General features: G+C 45.0%; 15 protein-coding genes and 1 other RNA gene. 13 read left to right on the forward strand and 3 right to left on the reverse strand.

Features of this window, described 5'->3' with window-relative positions; translation table 11 throughout:
- Nucleotides 1-338 precede the first annotated feature (338 nt).
- The 4 genes from ACO0KZ_RS19630 (at nt 339) to nusB (ending at nt 6,146) form a co-directional block, all read left to right on the forward strand.
- Nucleotides 339-3,602: an amidohydrolase family protein gene (locus ACO0KZ_RS19630; protein ID WP_422998371.1), complete on the forward strand. Its 3,264-nt coding sequence runs from the start codon at nt 339-341 to the stop codon at nt 3,600-3,602.
- A gap of 332 nt (nt 3,603-3,934) precedes the next feature.
- A complete protein-coding gene (ribBA, locus tag ACO0KZ_RS19635) occupies nt 3,935-5,050 on the forward strand; it encodes a bifunctional 3,4-dihydroxy-2-butanone-4-phosphate synthase/GTP cyclohydrolase II (RefSeq protein ID WP_422998373.1) in 1,116 nt (371 codons plus the stop codon).
- A gap of 64 nt (nt 5,051-5,114) precedes the next feature.
- Nucleotides 5,115-5,615: a 6,7-dimethyl-8-ribityllumazine synthase gene (gene ribH, locus ACO0KZ_RS19640; RefSeq protein WP_422998375.1), complete on the forward strand. Its 501-nt coding sequence runs from the start codon at nt 5,115-5,117 to the stop codon at nt 5,613-5,615.
- A gap of 69 nt (nt 5,616-5,684) precedes the next feature.
- On the forward strand, nt 5,685-6,146 hold the full coding sequence (nusB, locus tag ACO0KZ_RS19645; RefSeq protein WP_422998377.1) for a transcription antitermination factor NusB: 462 nt from the start codon (nt 5,685-5,687) through the stop codon (nt 6,144-6,146).
- A 161-nt stretch (nt 6,147-6,307) separates the two neighbouring features.
- On the opposite strand, the gene ACO0KZ_RS19650 is transcribed toward nusB, so the two are convergent.
- Nucleotides 6,308-6,694, reverse strand: a complete 387-nt coding sequence (locus ACO0KZ_RS19650) for a DUF3224 domain-containing protein (protein WP_422998378.1) — start codon at nt 6,692-6,694, stop codon at nt 6,308-6,310.
- A gap of 286 nt (nt 6,695-6,980) precedes the next feature.
- On the opposite strand from ACO0KZ_RS19650, the gene ACO0KZ_RS19655 reads away from it, so the two are divergent.
- Nucleotides 6,981-7,913 carry a LysR substrate-binding domain-containing protein gene (locus tag ACO0KZ_RS19655; protein WP_422998380.1) on the forward strand — a complete coding sequence of 311 codons (933 nt, stop codon included), beginning with the start codon at nt 6,981-6,983 and terminating at the stop codon, nt 7,911-7,913.
- 116 nt (nt 7,914-8,029) lie between these two features.
- Here ACO0KZ_RS19655 and ACO0KZ_RS19660 read toward each other — a convergent pair whose 3' ends face one another.
- Nucleotides 8,030-9,031: a transglycosylase SLT domain-containing protein gene (locus ACO0KZ_RS19660; protein ID WP_422998382.1), complete on the reverse strand. Its 1,002-nt coding sequence runs from the start codon at nt 9,029-9,031 to the stop codon at nt 8,030-8,032.
- A gap of 517 nt (nt 9,032-9,548) precedes the next feature.
- On the opposite strand from ACO0KZ_RS19660, the gene ubiD reads away from it, so the two are divergent.
- The 7 genes from ubiD (at nt 9,549) to ACO0KZ_RS19695 (ending at nt 17,134) form a co-directional block, all read left to right on the forward strand.
- Nucleotides 9,549-11,033, forward strand: a complete 1,485-nt coding sequence (gene ubiD, locus ACO0KZ_RS19665; protein WP_422998384.1) for a 4-hydroxy-3-polyprenylbenzoate decarboxylase — start codon at nt 9,549-9,551, stop codon at nt 11,031-11,033.
- Nucleotides 11,034-11,106: 73 nt separating this feature from the next.
- Nucleotides 11,107-11,205: signal recognition particle sRNA small type (gene ffs, locus ACO0KZ_RS19670), an RNA gene on the forward strand.
- Between the two features lie 252 nt (nt 11,206-11,457).
- Nucleotides 11,458-12,279, forward strand: a complete 822-nt coding sequence (locus ACO0KZ_RS19675; RefSeq protein ID WP_422998386.1) for a potassium channel family protein — start codon at nt 11,458-11,460, stop codon at nt 12,277-12,279.
- 216 nt (nt 12,280-12,495) lie between these two features.
- Nucleotides 12,496-14,823 carry a DNA polymerase III subunit gamma/tau gene (locus ACO0KZ_RS19680; RefSeq protein ID WP_422998388.1) on the forward strand — a complete coding sequence of 776 codons (2,328 nt, stop codon included), beginning with the start codon at nt 12,496-12,498 and terminating at the stop codon, nt 14,821-14,823.
- 20 nt (nt 14,824-14,843) lie between these two features.
- Nucleotides 14,844-15,170: a YbaB/EbfC family nucleoid-associated protein gene (locus tag ACO0KZ_RS19685; RefSeq protein ID WP_314860492.1), complete on the forward strand. Its 327-nt coding sequence runs from the start codon at nt 14,844-14,846 to the stop codon at nt 15,168-15,170.
- 102 nt (nt 15,171-15,272) lie between these two features.
- Nucleotides 15,273-15,869, forward strand: coding sequence for a recombination mediator RecR (recR, locus tag ACO0KZ_RS19690; protein WP_422998390.1), 597 nt, complete (start codon nt 15,273-15,275; stop codon nt 15,867-15,869).
- Nucleotides 15,869-17,134 carry a CaiB/BaiF CoA transferase family protein gene (locus ACO0KZ_RS19695; protein ID WP_422998392.1) on the forward strand — a complete coding sequence of 422 codons (1,266 nt, stop codon included), beginning with the start codon at nt 15,869-15,871 and terminating at the stop codon, nt 17,132-17,134. The genes recR and ACO0KZ_RS19695 overlap by 1 nt, the downstream gene beginning before the upstream one ends.
- Nucleotides 17,135-17,174: 40 nt before the next feature.
- Here the strand turns inward: ACO0KZ_RS19695 and ACO0KZ_RS19700 are convergent, their stop codons facing one another.
- Nucleotides 17,175-17,777, reverse strand: a complete 603-nt coding sequence (locus tag ACO0KZ_RS19700; RefSeq protein ID WP_422998394.1) for a MarC family protein — start codon at nt 17,775-17,777, stop codon at nt 17,175-17,177.
- 325 nt (nt 17,778-18,102) lie between these two features.
- On the opposite strand from ACO0KZ_RS19700, the gene ACO0KZ_RS19705 reads away from it, so the two are divergent.
- Nucleotides 18,103-18,288 carry a DUF1289 domain-containing protein gene (locus ACO0KZ_RS19705; RefSeq protein WP_422998396.1) on the forward strand — a complete coding sequence of 62 codons (186 nt, stop codon included), beginning with the start codon at nt 18,103-18,105 and terminating at the stop codon, nt 18,286-18,288.
- The last annotated feature ends 158 nt before the right edge of the window (nt 18,289-18,446 follow it).

Consider the following 18,446-nt stretch of genomic DNA (forward strand, 5'->3'; position numbering starts at 1 on the left):
CGCCGATGATAGTGCTGCAACCAGTGTGAAAGTAGGTCATCGTCAGGCTCTTATTCCGCATCGCCCCTGATTCACTTCGAATCAGGGGCTTTTGCTTTTTGCGCTTCCTACAAAAAAATCCTCCTATACCACTTAGACCTATTTCGAACTCACCTCATAATTTTTCTTAGAGCTTTTAGGCTCGTGCAGTTTTTTTATATTTTGGCGGATATATTTGAACCAAGCCCTCAGTGTTTTTGTCTTAGTAATCAGTAAGTCTAATTCAATAAAAATGGATGAAAATCGCATTTGAAATACATAGTCGATTTTTATCTTGAGAATATTTTTGGGAGAGTTTCGTGCAAAATATTAGTCGTAATACGATTGTTGCATCCTTGTTGGCAATATCCGCGTTGGTAAGTGCAGCGGATGCACCTAAGAAAAAATGGGATGTGAATAGTCCGCCAGGCGAGAGTAAAACGGCAAAATTGGATATAAAAACGGGCACTTGGATGAGTGTCGACGTTAGTCCTGACGGTAGGCAAATTGTTTTTGATGTACTCGGCGATTTGTATCTCATGCCGATAGCTGGTGGTGAAGCAAAAGCCCTGACGCATACGATGGCTTGGGAGATGCAGGCGCGATTTTCGCCTGATGGCAAGCAAATCGCTTACATGTCAGATGCAGGTGGTGGCGACAATATTTGGGTCATGAATGTCGATGGTAGTAATGCTCATGCGGTAACGAAAGAAGATTTCCGTTTGCTGAATAACCCCGTGTGGCATCCAAATGGACAATTCATCGCTGCCCGCAAACATTATTCTGGTACGCGCTCATTGGGCTCAGGAGAAATTTGGATGTTCCATGCCAGCGGTGGTTCTGGTGTGCAAATTAACGAGAAACCAAATTGGCAAAAAGACTTAGGTGAACCAGCGTTTTCACCGGATGGTCGTTATATTTATTATTCCCAAGATACGACGGGTGGGACAGCATTTGAATATAACAAGGATTCAAATGGCCAGATCTATCAAATTTTTAGAAAAGATTTACGTGATGGAAAGACCATTCCATTCGTGAGCGGCGCCGGAGGTGCGGTTCGCCCTACGCCTTCGCCTGACGGAAAATATTTGGCCTTTGTGCGTCGCGTACGCAATCAATCAACCCTCTTCTTGAAGGATTTGAAAACTGGAGAGGAAACTCCTGCATGGGGCCATTTAGAGCGAGATATGCAGGAGGCTTGGGCAATACATGGTGTTTATCCCGCTTTCTCGTGGATGCCTGACGCAAAACAAATCATCGTCTGGGCGCAAGGAAAAATATGGCGAGTAGATCCGTTCGCTCAATCGGCTAAAGAGATTCCATTTCATGTTCAAGATACTCGTGAGATCAGGCCTGCAGTCCGTTTTGACACAGCTGTTGGTAGCGATCAATTCGACGTAAAGCAGCTACGTTGGGTCAATGTGGCACCTCAGGGAGATAAGGTCATTTATTCGGCAATGGGTTACTTATACATTCGTGATTTACCGAATGGTACGCCACGCCGTTTGACCAAACAAACCGATCATTTTGAGTATTTTCCTCGGTTTTCTCGTGATGGACTATCCGTCTTATTCACGACTTGGGATGATCAGAAGTTAGGTAGCGTCCGTATTTTGAATTTACGTAGCGGTCAAGAAACTGTATTGACCAAAGAAGCTGGAAAATATACGGAAGTTACGATGTCACCCGATGGCAAGCAAGTGGTTTTCGTGAAGGCGCGTGGGGGGTATTTGACTTCACCTTGGCATGGATTGGAAACTGGAGTTTTCGCTGTTGCAGCGGATGGCAACTCATTGCCACGTAAAATTGCAGACGACGGAAATGCGCCTCAATTTTCGAATGATAATGATGCGGTTTATTTGACGCGCACCAAATACGCCGGTGAGGTTGAATGGACGACTTCCTTATTTCGCGTTGCATTAGATAAAACCGAGGACGTAGCTGTCGCGAAAGGTGATTTCGTTTCGTCCTTTTCAATTTCACCCGATGGTAAATGGCTTGCATTCAATGAGCGTTTCCATGCGTACGCAATGCCTATGCCTCTGGCTGGTAAAGCGATAAGTGTTGGCGCAAAAGCGGATGCCTTACCGGTTAAACAATTAGATGTGAACGCTGGAGATTATTTGCATTGGTCTGGCGACAGTCAGAAGCTGCATTTTTCCTTGGGTGATGAGTTGTTTACGAGTTCCCTGAAGGATGCTTTCAATTTTGTTCCGGGCGCAGCAAAAGAAGTCGCTAAGCCGCTTGAAAGTGGTATGAAAATTGGTTTCCGTGTAAATGCAGATAAACCGACTGGAGTGACAGTAATTTCTGGTGCACGCGTTGTCACGATGAAAGGTGATGAAGTCATTGAGAATGCACGTGTGGTGGTAAAAGACAATCGCATCTTGGCTATTGGTAGTGCAGATAGTGTAGCAATCCCAGCGGGCGCTACACAAATTGAAGCCACGGGTAAAACCATTATTCCAGGATTGGTTGACGTGCATTGGCATGGAGGTATGGGCGAAGGACAAGTGATTCCGCAGCAAAGTTGGGTGGATTTCGCGTCTTTGGCGTTTGGTGTAACGACAATTCATGATCCATCAAATAATACGTCTGAAATCTTTACGCATAGTGAGATGCAAAAGGTGGGCAATGTTGTCGCACCTAGAATCTATTCAACAGGAACGATTCTATATGGTGCGAAAGCGAATTTTAGTGCTGTTGTGAATAGTTTGGATGATGCTTTAACTCATATGAAGCGCCTCAAAGCAGCTGGCGCAATCTCAGTAAAAAGTTACAATCAGCCACGTCGCGAACAACGCCAACAAATTCTGGAAGCTGCACGTCAGACCGGCATGATGGTGGTGCCTGAAGGCGGCTCGTTGTTTCAACACAATATGACGATGGTGATTGATGGTCATACTGGTGTTGAACATTCCATCCCTGTGGCAAATGCCTATGAAGACGTGAAGCAGCTGTGGTCGCAGACTCAGGTCGGTTATACGCCGACTTTGATTGTTGGTTATGGTGGTCTGGATGGCGAGCACTACTGGTATGCCCGTACCGATGTGTGGAAGCATCCCATCTTGTCGCGCTATGTGCCGCGTTCTGTATTAGAGCCTCGCAGCGTGCGTCGTGAGACCGCGCCCGAGGAGGACTTTAATGTATTTAATGTTGCTCGTACTGCGACTGAACTGCAACGTGCAGGTGTTCCTGTCAATGTGGGTGCGCATGGACAGCGTGAAGGTTTGGGTGCACATTGGGAAATGTGGACTTTAGCTCGCGGTGGTATGAGCTCGTTGGAAGCGATTCGTGCGGCGACGATTAATGGTGCGCGATATCTGGGAATGGATAAAGATATTGGTTCACTGGAAGTGGGTAAGTTAGCTGATTTGGTGATTATTAGCGGAGACGTGTTGAAAGATATACGTCAATCGGATCAAATTGCCCAAGTGATGATTAATGGTCGACTATATGATGTGAATACCATGAATGAAGTTGGCGCTCGTAGTAAAGCTAGAAAGCCTTTATTCTTTGAAGGTAAAAATGGCGGTAACATGCCAGTTAATGTGGAAACTTATGGCGAAGGACATGGTCACTAATAGAAATTTTATTGCCATTTAGTATTTAAATGCCGCGTTTATCGCGGCATTTTTTTGCCTTAACGATGTGGTTAACATCGAGGTCAGCATCGTTGCGCAAAACTGCTGAGATCTAGGTTTCGCATAAAGGGCAAAAATACGATTAAATGACGAAACCCAAAAACTGAGGTTTTACGAATTTAAATCAGAAATATTGTGATTTCGATGTCAATAAGACAGTAAAGGATGCATGATGCGTCTGCAAGTGTGGCTAAATCCTTTAGAATAGAGGGCTGTGATCAAATATAGTGAATAGTGAGTCAAATAGCTGCTATTTACGCTGGAAAAAATCAATGAAACTATCGAATACACAAGAAATCGTCGAAGAATTACGTGCGGGACGCATGGTGATTTTGGTGGACGAAGAGGATAGAGAAAACGAAGGCGATCTTGTATTGGCTGCCGAATTTGTTACACCAGAAGCGATTAACTTCATGGCGAAATATGGCCGCGGATTGATTTGTTTAACACTGACCGAAGAGCGCTGTGATCAACTCAATTTGGCCATGATGTCGTCACGCAATGGTACGGCTTATGGTACAAACTTCACAGTATCTATAGAAGCGGCAGAAGGTGTGACGACCGGCATTTCTGCAGCGGACCGTGCTAGGACTGTGCAGGTAGCTGTAGATCCAAAAATGACTGCCGATGACATCGTGCAACCGGGTCATATTTTTCCCTTGAAAGCGCAAAAGGGTGGTGTTCTGATGCGCGCGGGTCATACTGAGGCAGGTTGTGATTTAGCAGAATTGGCGGGCTTAAATCCATCGTCGGTAATTTGTGAAATTATGAAAGACGATGGCACGATGGCACGTTTGCCAGACTTGTTAGAATTCGCAGCGACGCACAATTTAAAGGTTGGTACGATAGCTGACTTAATACGTTACCGCAGCCAAAATGAAAGCATGGTTCAACGTGTTGCCGAGCGCGAAATGCAAACAGTACACGGTATGTTTAAAGCGATTGTTTATCGAGATTTGCCAAGTAATTCTGCTCATTTGGCATTAGTTCACGGTACTGTAACGAGCGAACAAGAAGCACTCGTAAGAGTACATCAACCGGTGTCAATTTTGGACTTGCTAGAGAGTGAGATTTCTACTCATTCCTGGAATATTGCTAGCGCATTGGATACTATTAAAGCTTCGGATAACGGTGTGATGGTATTACTAAATTGCGAAGAAACGGCGGAGCAATTATTTGCTCAGTTTAATGCATTGACTACGCCAGAAAAGCGCCCACAAGGTCGTGCAGCACGCATGGATCTGCGTACTTACGGCATTGGCGCACAGATTTTGAGAGATGTGGGTGTCGGGCGTATGCGTTTATTGGCAAATCCTCGCAAGATGCCATCGATGACAGGTTTTAATTTAGAAGTAACAGGTTATATGGATAGTCCTAAAGCGAGCTAAGCATTTGGACTTTGACATTTAACGAGATAAACATACTCAGCCTGCGGGTTGAAAGGAAAGTAAAATGACAGTCGGACATTATGAGTCAAATTTAGACGGTGCTGGTGTACGCGTTGGTATCGTTCAAGCCCGCTTTAACGAGAATGTCGGTGCAGGATTATTGGATGCATGTTTGCAAGAATTAAGTCGTTTAGGTGTAATGAACGAAGATATTTTGCATGTGACTGTGCCTGGCGCCTTGGAAGTCCCGTTAGCACTACAAAAATTGGCCGCTACTCATCAATTTGATGCATTGATCGCTTTAGGCGCAGTGATTCGTGGCGAGACCTATCATTTTGAATTAGTATCGAATGAGTCTGGTGCAGGTATCACACGTGTCGCGCTTGATACAGGAATTCCAATCGCCAATGCTATTTTGACGACAGAGAACGACGAGCAAGCAGAAGTTCGTATGCATGAAAAGGGCGCTGATGCAGCTCGTGTTGCGGTAGAAATGGCGAACTTGACTTTAGCCTTAGAAGAATTGGCTGAAGCGACTGAAGACATTAATTACGAACAAGAATAAATTTGTGCTGGTTTTCTTTAAGAGAAGACGTCGACAGCAAAGATAGTAAGTATAAAGATAGGAAATAGCATGACACCCAATACCCAACACGCGAATCCAAGCAAAAATCGCTCACCGCGTCATCGTGCGCGTGAGTTTGCACTGCAAGGTATTTATCAATGGCTTTTGAATAATGAGGATTCTGGAGTGATTGATGCCCATATTCGAGAAGCACATGGCTTTGATAAAGCCGATCGTGAGCATTTTGATGCTTTACTGCATGGCGCTATTAATCAGTCTTTACAATTGCGTGAAGAGTTCGCGCCATTTATTGACCGTGGTATTGCCGAGTTGTCACCAATTGAACATGCTGCCTTGTTAATTGGCACCTATGAGTTAAAAAATCATATTGAAATCCCATATCGCGTTGTGATTAATGAAGCAGTTGAGCTGACTAAGTCATTTGGTGGCCAAGACGGACACAAATATGTCAACGGTGTTCTGGATAAATTGGCGGTGCGTCTTCGCGTAACCGAAATCAACGCAAAATAAACGAATTGTGTGTATTTATTGCGTCTGCTGATGGTATTTGTTAGTGCTACTTATCAGTGAGTTGATAGTTTAATTTTTGCAAAAGCCCTCGATACTGAGGGCTTTTTGTTTTCAATTGCTTAGATTAAGAATGAGCAGATATGAAGCTAAAATCGTAATAATTAGTCGAAACTATACTCAAGCAATACTTGTGAAGTGGCATTTCCGCTCATATTCCAAGTGGTGCGACCATGACCTTTAATTCCTGCGAAATCACCTGTACCTGAACCTGATATTACATTTAAGGTGCTGATTGAGAGTCCCGATTTTACCGAGCCTATGTGTTGCAAAATAAAGCCGCCGACACGATCCCCAATTCGCCCCGAGAGATATTCAAGTCCGACGAAATTTGAATTGCCTGATGCACCAGCAAAGGCTAAACATTCGAAGCGTGATTCTGCCTCGATGTCGCCTAAATAAAGATGTGTGAGTTTGGATCGTCGCAAACCCGTGTTTATATCGAGTTTTTCGTCTAATCCGAATAGTTTTACCGTTCCATATGCCAACATATTGCTCTCCCCAAAGCAGTTCAAAAGAATAATTTCTTGATAGGAATGACATGTCTTGGATAAGTAAATATCCTGTCATAAAATCATCTTTTGCGTATTTTTATATTTATATTTTTTATTTAATGCACTATCGGAATTGTTCTTTGACATTTCTCATACGCGCATCTGTGATCCAGTATTTCAAACTTCACGTATCATGTCTAGTCACAAAATTGCATTAACTATGTGAATTTATTATATGATTAATGTTGTTTAAAGTTTATTTTAACTTAAAGATAAATTAATTATGATGAAATTTAGACAAATTGAAGCATTCCGTTGTTTGATGGTTGCAGGAACCAGTATTGGTGCTGCGCGCAAGATGAATATTACACAGCCGGCAATAAGTCGGCTGATTTCTGATTTAGAAGACTCACTCGGATTTCGTTTGTTTAATCGGTCCAAGGGAAGACTAGAGCCGACTACTGCTGGTGTCCGTTTTTTTCGTGCGGTGGAAGAAAATTTCTTGGGCTTGGAACGGTTGAGTCAAGTCGCTTCCAATATTCGCAATGAAGCGCCAGAAGGTATTTCTGTGGCTTGCCTGTTTGTGCTATCAACGACTTTAATGCCTTTAGTGCTGAAGGAATTTTTTAAATATCATCCTGATGTTCCTGTCACTGTGGATACATGCAATGGCCCTGAAATTTTGGTGCGCTTGCAGGACATGAAAGTCGATATGGCCATCGCGATGGATTTTCCAGCATTTGCTGGAGTTGAGATAGAAAAGATTTTGCGCGTGAACGTCTCCTGTGCGATGCCTGCTGGACATCGCTTAGAAAAGAAGGAGATGATTTATCCTACCGATTTACACGGGGAAAACTTGATAGGTTGGGTGCCTATTAGTTCGCAAAATTACGAGAAGGAGCAACAAAGCTTGGCAGATGCCGGCAGCATTCCGAGAAATGTCATTAAAACGCATACGTCACATACTCGTTATGCGATGGTTGCAAATGGATTGGGTTTAGCGATAGTGGAACCGTTTGCGGCTAAGATCTGGGAGAGGCATGGTGTCGTTGTGCGGCCGTTTGCGGGTGAAATAAGCTACGAATATGTCTTGGCTTATCCTGGGGGCGGCATTCGCTCGCAGCTAATGCATGATTTTCGAGATGCTGTGATGAAAGTGGCGGCTGAATATGACTTTGGTTTCGATGCAAGGTCGAATCCGAATAATTTATTGTGAACGCGTTAACGAGCGGACACAAAAAAACGCAGCCTTTTGTAAGTGCTGCGTTTTTTTGTTGAAATCCGAAAATTTATATGAACCAAAGGTAAAGCTTAATACTGTACCTAAGTTTTTTAAATCCCAGCCAATTGATCAATGACTGCGGGCTTAATTTCTTTATTGTGCGTCAGACTATCGCGTTTCTCCTCAATCGGCTCTTGGGGACGAGAAATCATTGCAGGACGAGCGGTGGTCGAAAAAATCGATACGCTTTTACCTGCTGCAACATCCTTTAAACGCTTGTATTCCGACATGACCAAGTGACCATAGCCACCATCGGTCTCATTGTCCGAAGCGCCTACATAACGCTTCAAGCCTGCTTCAACGGAGCCAGCGCTGGTCACGTAGTCTTTCAAGATCATAGCGCCAACTTTGATATTTGCAACTGGATTTAAAGCTGCTTTGACGCCGCCTAATTCGGAAAATTTATCTTGATGGACCTTAGACATGACCTGCATCAAGCCTTGCGCGCCCACAGGGCTTTCGGAAAAAGGATTGAAGCGAGATTCAATGGCGATTACTGACAGAATCAATAAAGGATCTAGTTTGGTTTCTTGCGCAGTCAGATATGCCGCTGATACCAGCATATCGATTGCATCATTGGCAACCCGATAGCGTTTTGCTAGCCAACTTGTGACCAAACGCTGTTGGCGTTGACTACCTATCAATTTGTAATTGGTACTAGCTTCCAAATCTGCTTTGGTTTCAATTTCACTGGCATTAGCTTGTGAAATCAGTTGCGGTGTTGCCATGAGCATGGCCAAATCAGGTGCTTCAGCTTTGTTTTCCTGGCCAGTTTGTTCTTCCCCAGAAAATGGTGACATTGCGCGAAACTTATCGGCAAGAGTAGGGTTAAAAAACATGCAGATTAACAACAGCGTGGCAATCAGTCCAAGTCCAGAAGTGAGGTGCAATATTGAAGTTGAATTACTTACTGTGGACTTACCATTGCTTGTATTACTGTTTTTGTGTGTATTGCTGTGAGACATAGTTTGGGCGAGTAAGCGAGTCATCTCTTTTTCCGAGGGAAGACTCTTACTTAAATTTCGCGTTGTTGGTATTAAATTTTGAAGCATACAACCTCCTGAAATTTCGAGAAGCACCGCCTGCGATACACCGCAAAGCAGTTCATGAAGCTACTTCATCGAATCAGAAACATCGCCCTTGATCATGTCTTATGCGACATAATCACAAAGCGCCGGAGTTTTTCATCCTTTTGTGTCTTGCAATGGCATGGCAAAAAAGGATGAACAACGAAATTCGGATTAAGGCTTTCGCCTGAGTTTGTAGTAAGGAGAGTTGTTGTCCTTACCCAGAGATGGGAATCCGATGCCCATAAATTGAAGAAGTTCGAATCAGATACACTTAGGTAAACTCAAACAGCTTCAAAAAATTACTGTAAATCAATCCAGTGGTTTTCAAAGTTGGGCGAATTGTAGGGGGGCATTTATATCAAGTCAATACTATAGAATTTTAAACCTATTACTTTTTGATATAATGAATCGTGCTGCGTCGCAGCAAACGCTAATAAAATCAACTACTTGCCTTGGGTTTTTGAGCAGATTTTTAAGATCTTTTAATTCGTAAAAAAATATGAAATATTCAGATTTAAGGGATTTTATTTCCCAATTGCAGCAACAAAATGAATTAAAACAGATAGTTACGCCGGTTTCCCCTTTCCTTGAGATGACGGAAATTTGCGATCGTACTTTGAGAATGGAAGGACCAGCGCTCCTTTTTACTAAACCTACTGGGCACACTATTCCGGTATTGGGTAATCTCTTTGGAACACCAAAGCGCGTTGCGATGGGTATGGGAGCGAATGATATTAGCGAGTTGCGCAAGATTGGACATGTCCTGTCGTCGTTGAAGGAGCCTGAGCCTCCCAAAGGTTTTAAAGATATTTTAGGTTTAGGCTCATTGGTAAAGGCGGTCTGGGATATGGCGCCTAAGGAATTACGAAGTGCGCCTTGTCAGGAGATTGTTTGGGAAGGGAATGACGCTGACCTCGCGCGTTTGCCGATCCAGCATTGTTGGCCAGGCGATGTGGCGCCTTTGATTACTTGGGGACTGGTCATTACAAAAGGGCCGCATAAAAAACGCCAGAATTTGGGAATTTATCGCCAACAGGTTTTATCGAGAAATAAAGTGATCATGCGTTGGTTGGCGCATCGGGGAGGGGCTTTGGATTTTCGCGAACATGCCTTGGCGACTAAAGGTCAACCCTATCCGATTGCGGTAGCCTTGGGGGCAGATCCGGCGACTATTCTTGGTGCGGTGACGCCTGTGCCAGATAGCTTGTCCGAGTATCAATTTGCTGGATTGCTTCGAGGTAGTCGTACTGAGCTTGTCAAGGCGATAGGTAGTGAGTTACGTGTGCCAGCTTCTGCCGAGATTGTCTTGGAAGGACATATTTATCCTGATGAATCCCATCCGAGTGGCTATGAGCACGCATTAGAAGGTCCTTACGGTGATCACACTGGTTACTATAATGAGCAAGATAGTTTTCCTGTATTTACTATAGATAGAATTACGATGCGACGTGATCCTATTTATCACTCCACTTATACCGGCAAACCGCCGGATGAGCCTGCGGTGTTAGGTGTTGCACTTAACGAAGTTTTCATTCCGCTGTTGCAAAAACAATTTCCTGAAATTATAGACTTCTATTTGCCGCCTGAAGGTTGTAGTTATCGTATGGCGGTGGTACAGATCAAGAAGTCTTATGCGGGCCATGCGAAACGGGTGATGTTTGGCGTGTGGAGTTTTTTGCGTCAGTTTATGTATACTAAGTTCATCATCGTAGTCGATGAGGATGTGAATATTCGCGATTGGAAAGAAGTTATATGGGCGATTACTACTCGCGTTGATCCGCTGCGCGATACCACGATGGTCGATAATACACCGATTGATTACCTTGATTTTGCATCGCCAGTCAGTGGTTTGGGTAGCAAAATGGGTTTGGATGCGACCAATAAATGGCCGGGAGAAACGACGCGTGAGTGGGGGACAACAATTCAGATGTCTCCGGAAGTGAAAAAGCGTATTGATAACATTTGGCAAGAGCTTGGTTTGTAATTGAGTGCTGTAAATGAACTTGATCATTTGATTTTCATTCACGGAAGATACGCAATGCGCTATAATTACGGCTGGCGGGCCCCTGCGCATTGCGGCGTGACCAATCTGGTCAGGTCGGGAACGAAGCAGCCACAGTCATTTCCCGTAAGTGCCGCAGATCAGGCTCGCCTCTTCCTCTTTTTTACCCGATCAGGGTTAAGTCACGCTAATTTCCGTTTTATCGTAGTCAATTTCCCCCTGCATTATTCTATTTTGATTTTCTTCTTGAAGTTCGTGTGAATTCGTTAGGTGTTTGTCTGTTGCAAGCGTTTGCGTTTCTGAAGCGTTTATGATGAATCGCAAAGCAGATATTGATTGTTTGCGATAATTTTTCTGTGCGTTATTCACGAAATTTTAGTAAGCATGATTATTTGTGGGGTAGACATTGGATAAATCAAACTCGAAATTGCAAAGCGTGCGTGAACATCGATCAGAATGGACTCATTTTTCTTGGTTCGCACGACCGGTATTGCTGTTAGGTTTACTGCTTTCAATACCTGCATTCTATTTGCTATTGGTTTATGAGAATTTAGATGCGCAGCGTGTGGGACGTGTTTTATATGGCGTAGTGGCCTTGATATTGATCGCCGATACAGCCTGGCAGTGGATTCGTCATCGCCATCAAGTGCGAAAACATGGGAAGTTCATTCTTGATGTTGTAATCATTATCGGGTGCATTTTTAGTGTGTTTCCTTCACCTGCCCATTGGAGCACTTTTGAATGGTTGATTCGCTTGAGCTTGTGCGCGGTGATTTTGTTGAGAATATCAACCTTGCTTTTGAGTAATATGCGTCCCAGTCATTTGGCACAAATGACGGCGCTTGCTTTAATTATGCTCAGCAGTGCGGGCGCAGGTTTTTATTGGCTCGAGCCTAATGTAACTAATTACCCTGATGGTGTATGGCTAGCTTTTACCACCGTTGCAACGGTGGGGTATGGCGATATAGTGCCATCCACGCCTGCATCTAAGATATTTGCGTTCTTCATTGTGCTATTAGGGTACGCCATGTTTTCATTCGTCACCGCGAATATTGCAGCCTTGTTTGTCGGTGAAGAGGAAGAGATCTTCGAGCAAGAGCTGCACAATGATATCCGTGCACTGCATCAAGAAGTCGCTGCATTGAGGGAGGAATTGCGTCGACGAGACGTTCCTAAGCCCGAAGGATTAACTCTACCTGATAGCGACATTGTCGTGATACACAAATAGCTGCTGCGTACTTTCGTAATTTTCATTAAAATGCAGCAGCCTGAATAGTCGGCGTTTTAGTTTTCGTATCTTACTGGATTAACATCTGGGACGTGATGTGCGCCCAAAGTTATCGAAGTAGTTCTCCATGTAAAACGATCAAAAGTATTTTGGATTGAAACATTCCTCATGTCCCAATCGCGATTTTTGCGCGGAAGAATAAGGTAAAATTGCACCATGTCCTATCAAGTCCTCGCTAGAAAATATCGCCCTAAGAGTTTTGATACTCTTGTTGGTCAAGAACATGTTGTTCGTGCCTTAACCCACGCGCTTGAGCAACAGCGTTTACATCATGCCTATTTATTTACCGGAACGCGCGGTGTAGGTAAGACGACGCTGTCACGCATTTTAGCCAAGTCGTTTAATTGTGAAAAAGGTATAACCGCGCAGCCATGTGGTGTGTGTGATGCCTGTTCATCGATTGATGCTGGGCGTTTTGTCGATTATATCGAGATGGATGCCGCTTCAAATCGCGGTGTTGATGAAATGGCAGCGCTGTTGGAGCAAGCAATTTATGCACCTTCGAATGCACGTTTCAAAGTCTATATGATAGACGAGGTTCACATGTTGACTAACCATGCCTTTAACTCCATGTTGAAGACCTTGGAAGAACCACCTGAACACGTCAAATTTATACTCGCTACAACCGACCCGCAAAAAATTCCTGTCACGGTTTTGTCGCGCTGTTTGCAATTTAATTTGAAGCAAATGCCGCCAGGTCATATCGTCGCTCATTTAGACAATATCTTAGGTCAAGAGCATATCGAATTTGAGCTGGCTGCGCTTCGCTTGCTTGCGCAAGGTGCGCATGGTTCTATGCGTGACGCGTTGTCTTTAACTGATCAGGCGATTGCTTATGCAGCAGGTAAAGTTAGTTTGGATGCCGTGCAAAGCATGCTCGGCGCCTTAGACCAATCTTATTTAATTCGTTTACTCGATGCTTTGGCGCAGGAAGACGGCGCTGCATTGTTGGCGATTGCTGACGAAATGGCGGCGCGTAGCTTGTCTTATAAAGCCGCTTTGCAAGATTTGGGTACGATGCTGCATCAAATTGCTGTCGCTCAGATGGTGCCCGCAGCATTGGCAGATGATTTACCTGAACGTAGCGAATTGTTGCGTTTGGCACAAAATTTCAATAAAGAAGAAGTGCAACTGTTTTATCAAATCGCTGTTCATGGTCGCAATGAAATCGGCCTCGCGCCTGATGAATATGCTGGGTTTAGCATGACCTTGTTGCGTATGCTGGCCTTTCGACCAGCGTCGCTAGGAACGTCGGCAGGTTTAGGTGGATTGGGGGGCAATAATGGCAGTTTGAATGGTGGTGTAAATCGTGCTTCTCCTTCGTCTGTCGTGCGCCCAGCTGTTCCTGCGCAAACGCCGACGTCTTTGACATCGCGTGAGATGCCAGATATTAATGCATATTCGGCTACGATTGAACCTGTGTCAGTGCAAAATAGGATTGTGCCAGTGATATCTCCTGCTGTGTCGCCGGCAATAGTAACGCCATCGTCAAAAGTGCCTATGCAAGTAAATGATGCGGCGATAGCAGTACCGGCTTCGACGAAACCCATGAGCCCCGCAATGGCTGCGCTAGCCGCCGCGCGCGCTGCCAGCAGCCAAAAACAAAATGGACAAGGTGCAAATAGACCGTCAGCGTCAAGTCCAGTTGCACCTGTATCTGAGGTGATCGCCAAGCCAGTTGCTTCGGTTGCGCCAGTTGTAGTGGCTTCGGCTCAACATACCGCCCATCCGGTGCCAGCACCCAAAGTGACGAGGAGCGAATCCGCGCCGACTTATGGTGGAAGTAGTGAGATGCCTCCGCCGTGGGATGACATTGAATTTGATCAAAACCCGAAAGCAGGTCCTGTCGGTCATCATAAGGAAATCCAAGAAGGCGACTATTGGGCGGAGGACATCGCGCCTAACCTAACTCCGGAGATGAATGCGGCTCAAGCCCTTGCACATGAATCGGCTGCGCCGCTTGTGGCGGAGCAAATAGAAGTTAATACGACAGCGGATATAACGACCACATCTGAGGTTTTGGCCGAGCCCGCACCAGAATCAATACCTGTTGCTAGTAAACCTTTGCAATTGATGCCTATAGCTGAAATTAATTGGGACGGACATTGGCCGAATCTGGCCGCTTCGTTATCGGTGCGTGGTGTGACTCAACAATTAGCGCAGCAAAGTGAATTGCGGTCTTGTCAGTTGAACGGTAATGCAATTCAACTGAAATTGTGCGTCCCACTGCAAACCTTATTGTCCGCTGGTAGTGGAGAAAAATTGACTGTGGCACTGAACGAGCGATTTGCTGAATTTGGTAAGGAAATCCGTATCGATTTTGAAATAGGTATGGTTGAACAAACTGCTAATGCTCAAGCGGTTGCTGAACGTGCTGAACGACAAGTAAAAGCAGAGCAGGCAATTCAATCCGATAGTTTTGTACAAACTTTAATGCGCGAATTTGGCGCTAGTATTTTGACGGGCAGTGTGCGCCCGATTTAATTTGATTAGGAGATGTAATTATGATGAAGAATCAACTCGCAGGCTTGATGAAACAAGCGCAGGCTATGCAAGATAATATGAAAAAAGCGCAGGATCAATTGGCTTTGGTTGAAGTAGAAGGTCAGTCTGGCGCTGGTTTGGTTAAGGTAGTTATGACCTGCAAAAATGATGTTAAGCGCGTCACGATTGATCCTTCGTTACTAGCGGATGACAAAGACATGCTGGAAGATCTGGTCGCTGCAGCATTCAATGATGCCGTACGCAAAGCTGAAGCAACTAGCCAGGAAAAAATGTCTGGACTGACAGCAGGTATGCCTTTGCCACCTGGATTTAAGATGCCGTTTTAACGGATATATTCAGCATCAAGCATTCTATTTGTCTACATTCACATTGTTCTAATTCAGGCGCATCGGTATGCATTTGATGCGCCTCTTCTATTGAGATCGCGCGTGAAATCATTGAGTAGTCTTGAACAATTATCAGAGGCTTTGCGCCGCTTACCTGGTGTGGGCCCAAAGTCTGCTCTGCGCATGACTTATCATTTGTTGCAACATGACCGGGAAGGCGCTGAGCAAATTGGCAAGGCAATGTTGAATGCACTGAACATGGTGCATAACTGCCGCTCTTGCAACACGTTTACTGAAAACGAATTGTGCGATACCTGTGCTAACGTGCAGCGTGATGTCTCAATGTTGTGCGTGGTGGAGTCGCCTAGCGATCAATTGATGATAGAACAGACTATGACGTTTAAAGGTCTGTATTTCGTTTTGATGGGTCGTCTATCGCCATTGGATGGCGTTGGTCCGCAAGACATTCATCTGGATAAACTGATACGACGAGCCACTGATGGAGTGGTGAAAGAAGTCGTCTTGGCGACCAATTTCAACAATGAAGGTGAGGCAACCGCCCATTACATCAGTGAGACCTTGAAGGCGCGTGGTTTGCATGTTAGCCGACTGGCGCGTGGTGTACCTGTGGGCGGGGAGTTGGAATATGTTGATCCGGGTACGATAGCGCGTGCGATGTTAGATCGTCGGGTGACCTGATGAGTGCGAACGCTTCCTCATCTTCTTCTAAATCAAAAGCTGGCCCGCTTGCGGGTGTCAAAGTTCTTGAATTAGGAACACTTATTGCTGGTCCATTTTGTTCACGGATGCTAGCCGAGTTCGGAGCGGACGTCATCAAGGTAGAAGCTCCGGACGGCGGCGATCCTTTGCGTCATTGGCGTGTCTTAAAAGATGGTACTTCCCTGTGGTGGAGCGTACAGGCGCGCAATAAGAAAAGTATTACCTTAAATATGAAAACGCCACAGGCGCAGAGAATCGCCCGTGAGCTGGCACTTGACGCCGACATCATCATAGAGAATTATCGCCCTGGTGTTTTGGAAAAATGGCAGCTGGGATTTGACTCTTTGCAAGCGGAAAATCCTGCAACTATCATGGTGCGGCTATCGGGTTACGGGCAGACAGGCCCCATGCGCGATTTGCCAGGTTTTGGTGCTATCGGTGAATCGATGGGAGGCTTGCGCTACGTGTCCGGACATGCTGATCGCCCACCAGTTCGGGTTGGTATCTCAATAGGTGATTCTGTGGCGGCCTTGCATGGCGTGATCGGCGCTATGATGGCTTTACGCCATCGCGATGTGACAGGTGGACGTTGGAATGGGAAGTCGGGTGCGGAGTGCGTGGCAGGGCGAGGGCAGATGGTTGATGTCGCTTTGTACGAATCGGTATTCAATTTAATGGAATCGCTTGTACCAGAATTCGACTTTGCTGGCGTGGTGCGTGAACGCACAGGTGGTGCTTTGCCAGGAATTGTGCCATCGAATACTTATACAACTTCGGACAACGAGAATATTGTGATTGCTGGTAATGGTGATGCGATTTTTCATCGCTTGATGTTAGCGATCAATCGTCAAGATTTAGCACACGATATCGGTTTGCAGAGAAATGATGGTCGTGTGCCGCGCACAGTTGAAATTGATGCGGCAATTCAAGCCTGGTGTTCTACTCATACCATCGATAGTGCATTAGCGGTGTTGCGTCAGGCAGATGTACCAGTTGGTAAAATTTATTCTGTGCGCGATATGATGAGTGATGCACAGTTTCAAGCTCGAGATATGTTTGAGCAGCATCAGTTTGAAGACGGCACCCCAGTGAAATTGCCAGCGATTAGTCCTAAGTTATCTGAGACACCTGGTAGCACAAAATGGCTGGGGCCAGAATTAGGTGCTCATACTGAAGAAGTGTTGCTGCAGTTAGGTTATGATGCCGTCCAAATTGCGGCATTTAAAGAGCACCAAATTATTTAAACTTGGTGCTCTTGTTTGAATGGCTGAATGCTCAAATGAGTTAGCCTAAAGTTTTGACATATTCACGTATGCCCGCCAATAGCATTTCGACGGCCATAGCGGTCAAAATCAAACCCATTAATCGTTCGACTGCTGTCATGGTGCGTTCACCTAAGACTCGCTGCATGCGTTCAGCGCTGAGTAAGACCACTAACCAAACGATCGCCACCGCGACTAGTGCACCAACGTGGATCGCGACATCTAATCGACTATCGGAAGAAAATAACAATACCGTTGCTAACGAAGAAGGGCCAGCCAGAGCGGGAATCGCTAATGGGACAATAAAGGGTTCATTGTCGCCATCAACCTCACCGAACACGCCACCTTCTTGTGGAAACACCATACGTAAAGCAATCAAAAATAGAATCACACCACCGCCTATACGCAAAGCTACTTCGGACAAATGAAGTGCGGCTAAAAAAAGTTTGCCGAAAAACATAAAAAGCAAAAGCAATATGAACGCAATCGCACATTCACGTATCACGACCCGCCAACGACGCTCTGGGGCGACTTTGGAAAGTACACTAACAAAAATCGGGATATTGCCAAACGGGTCGGTAACGAGAATGAGTAGTATCAGTGCTTGGAAAAATTCTTGTGCCATGTAGTTTCCCTATAAAATGAATTGATTTTTTTATTATGAATCTATCGAGATGCGATTCTGAGGTGGAATACTGGTCTGGTCAATACTGTTTTGTATTTTGGAGGCTATTTGATTTGTAATTCTTGCGATGATCCTATTTTGAAGCGAGGATTAGATTCTGACTTGTTACTCATTGATTTCGGTGGTGCACGAAATCGTACTGAAAGTGGTGGGATGATTCAGGGGAGAAACGGTAGTTTACTGCGTATAATTGTGAGCATGTAGTGTCAGCGTTGAACGCCACGCTGACGGCAAGATATTTTGAAGATAATAGTCGGAGCCAACAATGAATGAAAAAAATAATCGGCCTGACACGCCTTGTGTTGCCGTGTGCTCGACAACCTTTGATGACGTATGTCGCGGTTGCGGACGTACGGTGGCGGAAGTTGCTGATTGGGTGTTCATGACACAAGATCAAAAGGATGTCATATGGGAAAGAATTTTGACTGAAGGCTATCCTCGGCGAAATTAAATGTCTTGTGTTATCAAACAGTTGATGTTGTAAATTTTAAAATAACTCATCTTGGTTCTTAGAAATCAAAATTTTTCATTGGTTTCATGTTAGGATTTCTCCGACGCCTTTTTGTTAATTCTGCATGTTTTAAGCTGTTTTGTGCTGTCAGCAGGATG

The sequence above is a fragment of the Undibacterium sp. Di24W genome (assembly GCF_049340325.1).
In the GTDB taxonomy this organism is placed as follows: Bacteria; Pseudomonadota; Gammaproteobacteria; order Burkholderiales; family Burkholderiaceae_D; genus Undibacterium.

Excerpts from the sequence above, each read along its gene's own strand:
- ribBA (WP_422998373.1), top strand. The coding sequence starts at position 3,935 with ATGAAACTATCGAATACACAAGAAATCGTCGAAGAATTACGTGCGGGA.
- ribH (WP_422998375.1), top strand. The coding sequence starts at position 5,115 with ATGACAGTCGGACATTATGAGTCAAATTTAGACGGTGCTGGTGTACGC.
- nusB (WP_422998377.1), top strand. The coding sequence starts at position 5,685 with ATGACACCCAATACCCAACACGCGAATCCAAGCAAAAATCGCTCACCG.
- ACO0KZ_RS19650 (WP_422998378.1), bottom strand. The coding sequence starts at position 6,694 with ATGTTGGCATATGGAACGGTAAAACTATTCGGATTAGACGAAAAACTC.
- ACO0KZ_RS19655 (WP_422998380.1), top strand. The coding sequence starts at position 6,981 with ATGATGAAATTTAGACAAATTGAAGCATTCCGTTGTTTGATGGTTGCA.
- ACO0KZ_RS19660 (WP_422998382.1), bottom strand. The coding sequence starts at position 9,031 with ATGCTTCAAAATTTAATACCAACAACGCGAAATTTAAGTAAGAGTCTT.
- ubiD (WP_422998384.1), top strand. The coding sequence starts at position 9,549 with ATGAAATATTCAGATTTAAGGGATTTTATTTCCCAATTGCAGCAACAA.
- ACO0KZ_RS19680 (WP_422998388.1), top strand. The coding sequence starts at position 12,496 with ATGTCCTATCAAGTCCTCGCTAGAAAATATCGCCCTAAGAGTTTTGAT.
- ACO0KZ_RS19685 (WP_314860492.1), top strand. The coding sequence starts at position 14,844 with ATGATGAAGAATCAACTCGCAGGCTTGATGAAACAAGCGCAGGCTATG.
- ACO0KZ_RS19695 (WP_422998392.1), top strand. The coding sequence starts at position 15,869 with ATGAGTGCGAACGCTTCCTCATCTTCTTCTAAATCAAAAGCTGGCCCG.
- ACO0KZ_RS19700 (WP_422998394.1), bottom strand. The coding sequence starts at position 17,777 with ATGGCACAAGAATTTTTCCAAGCACTGATACTACTCATTCTCGTTACC.
- ACO0KZ_RS19705 (WP_422998396.1), top strand. The coding sequence starts at position 18,103 with ATGAATGAAAAAAATAATCGGCCTGACACGCCTTGTGTTGCCGTGTGC.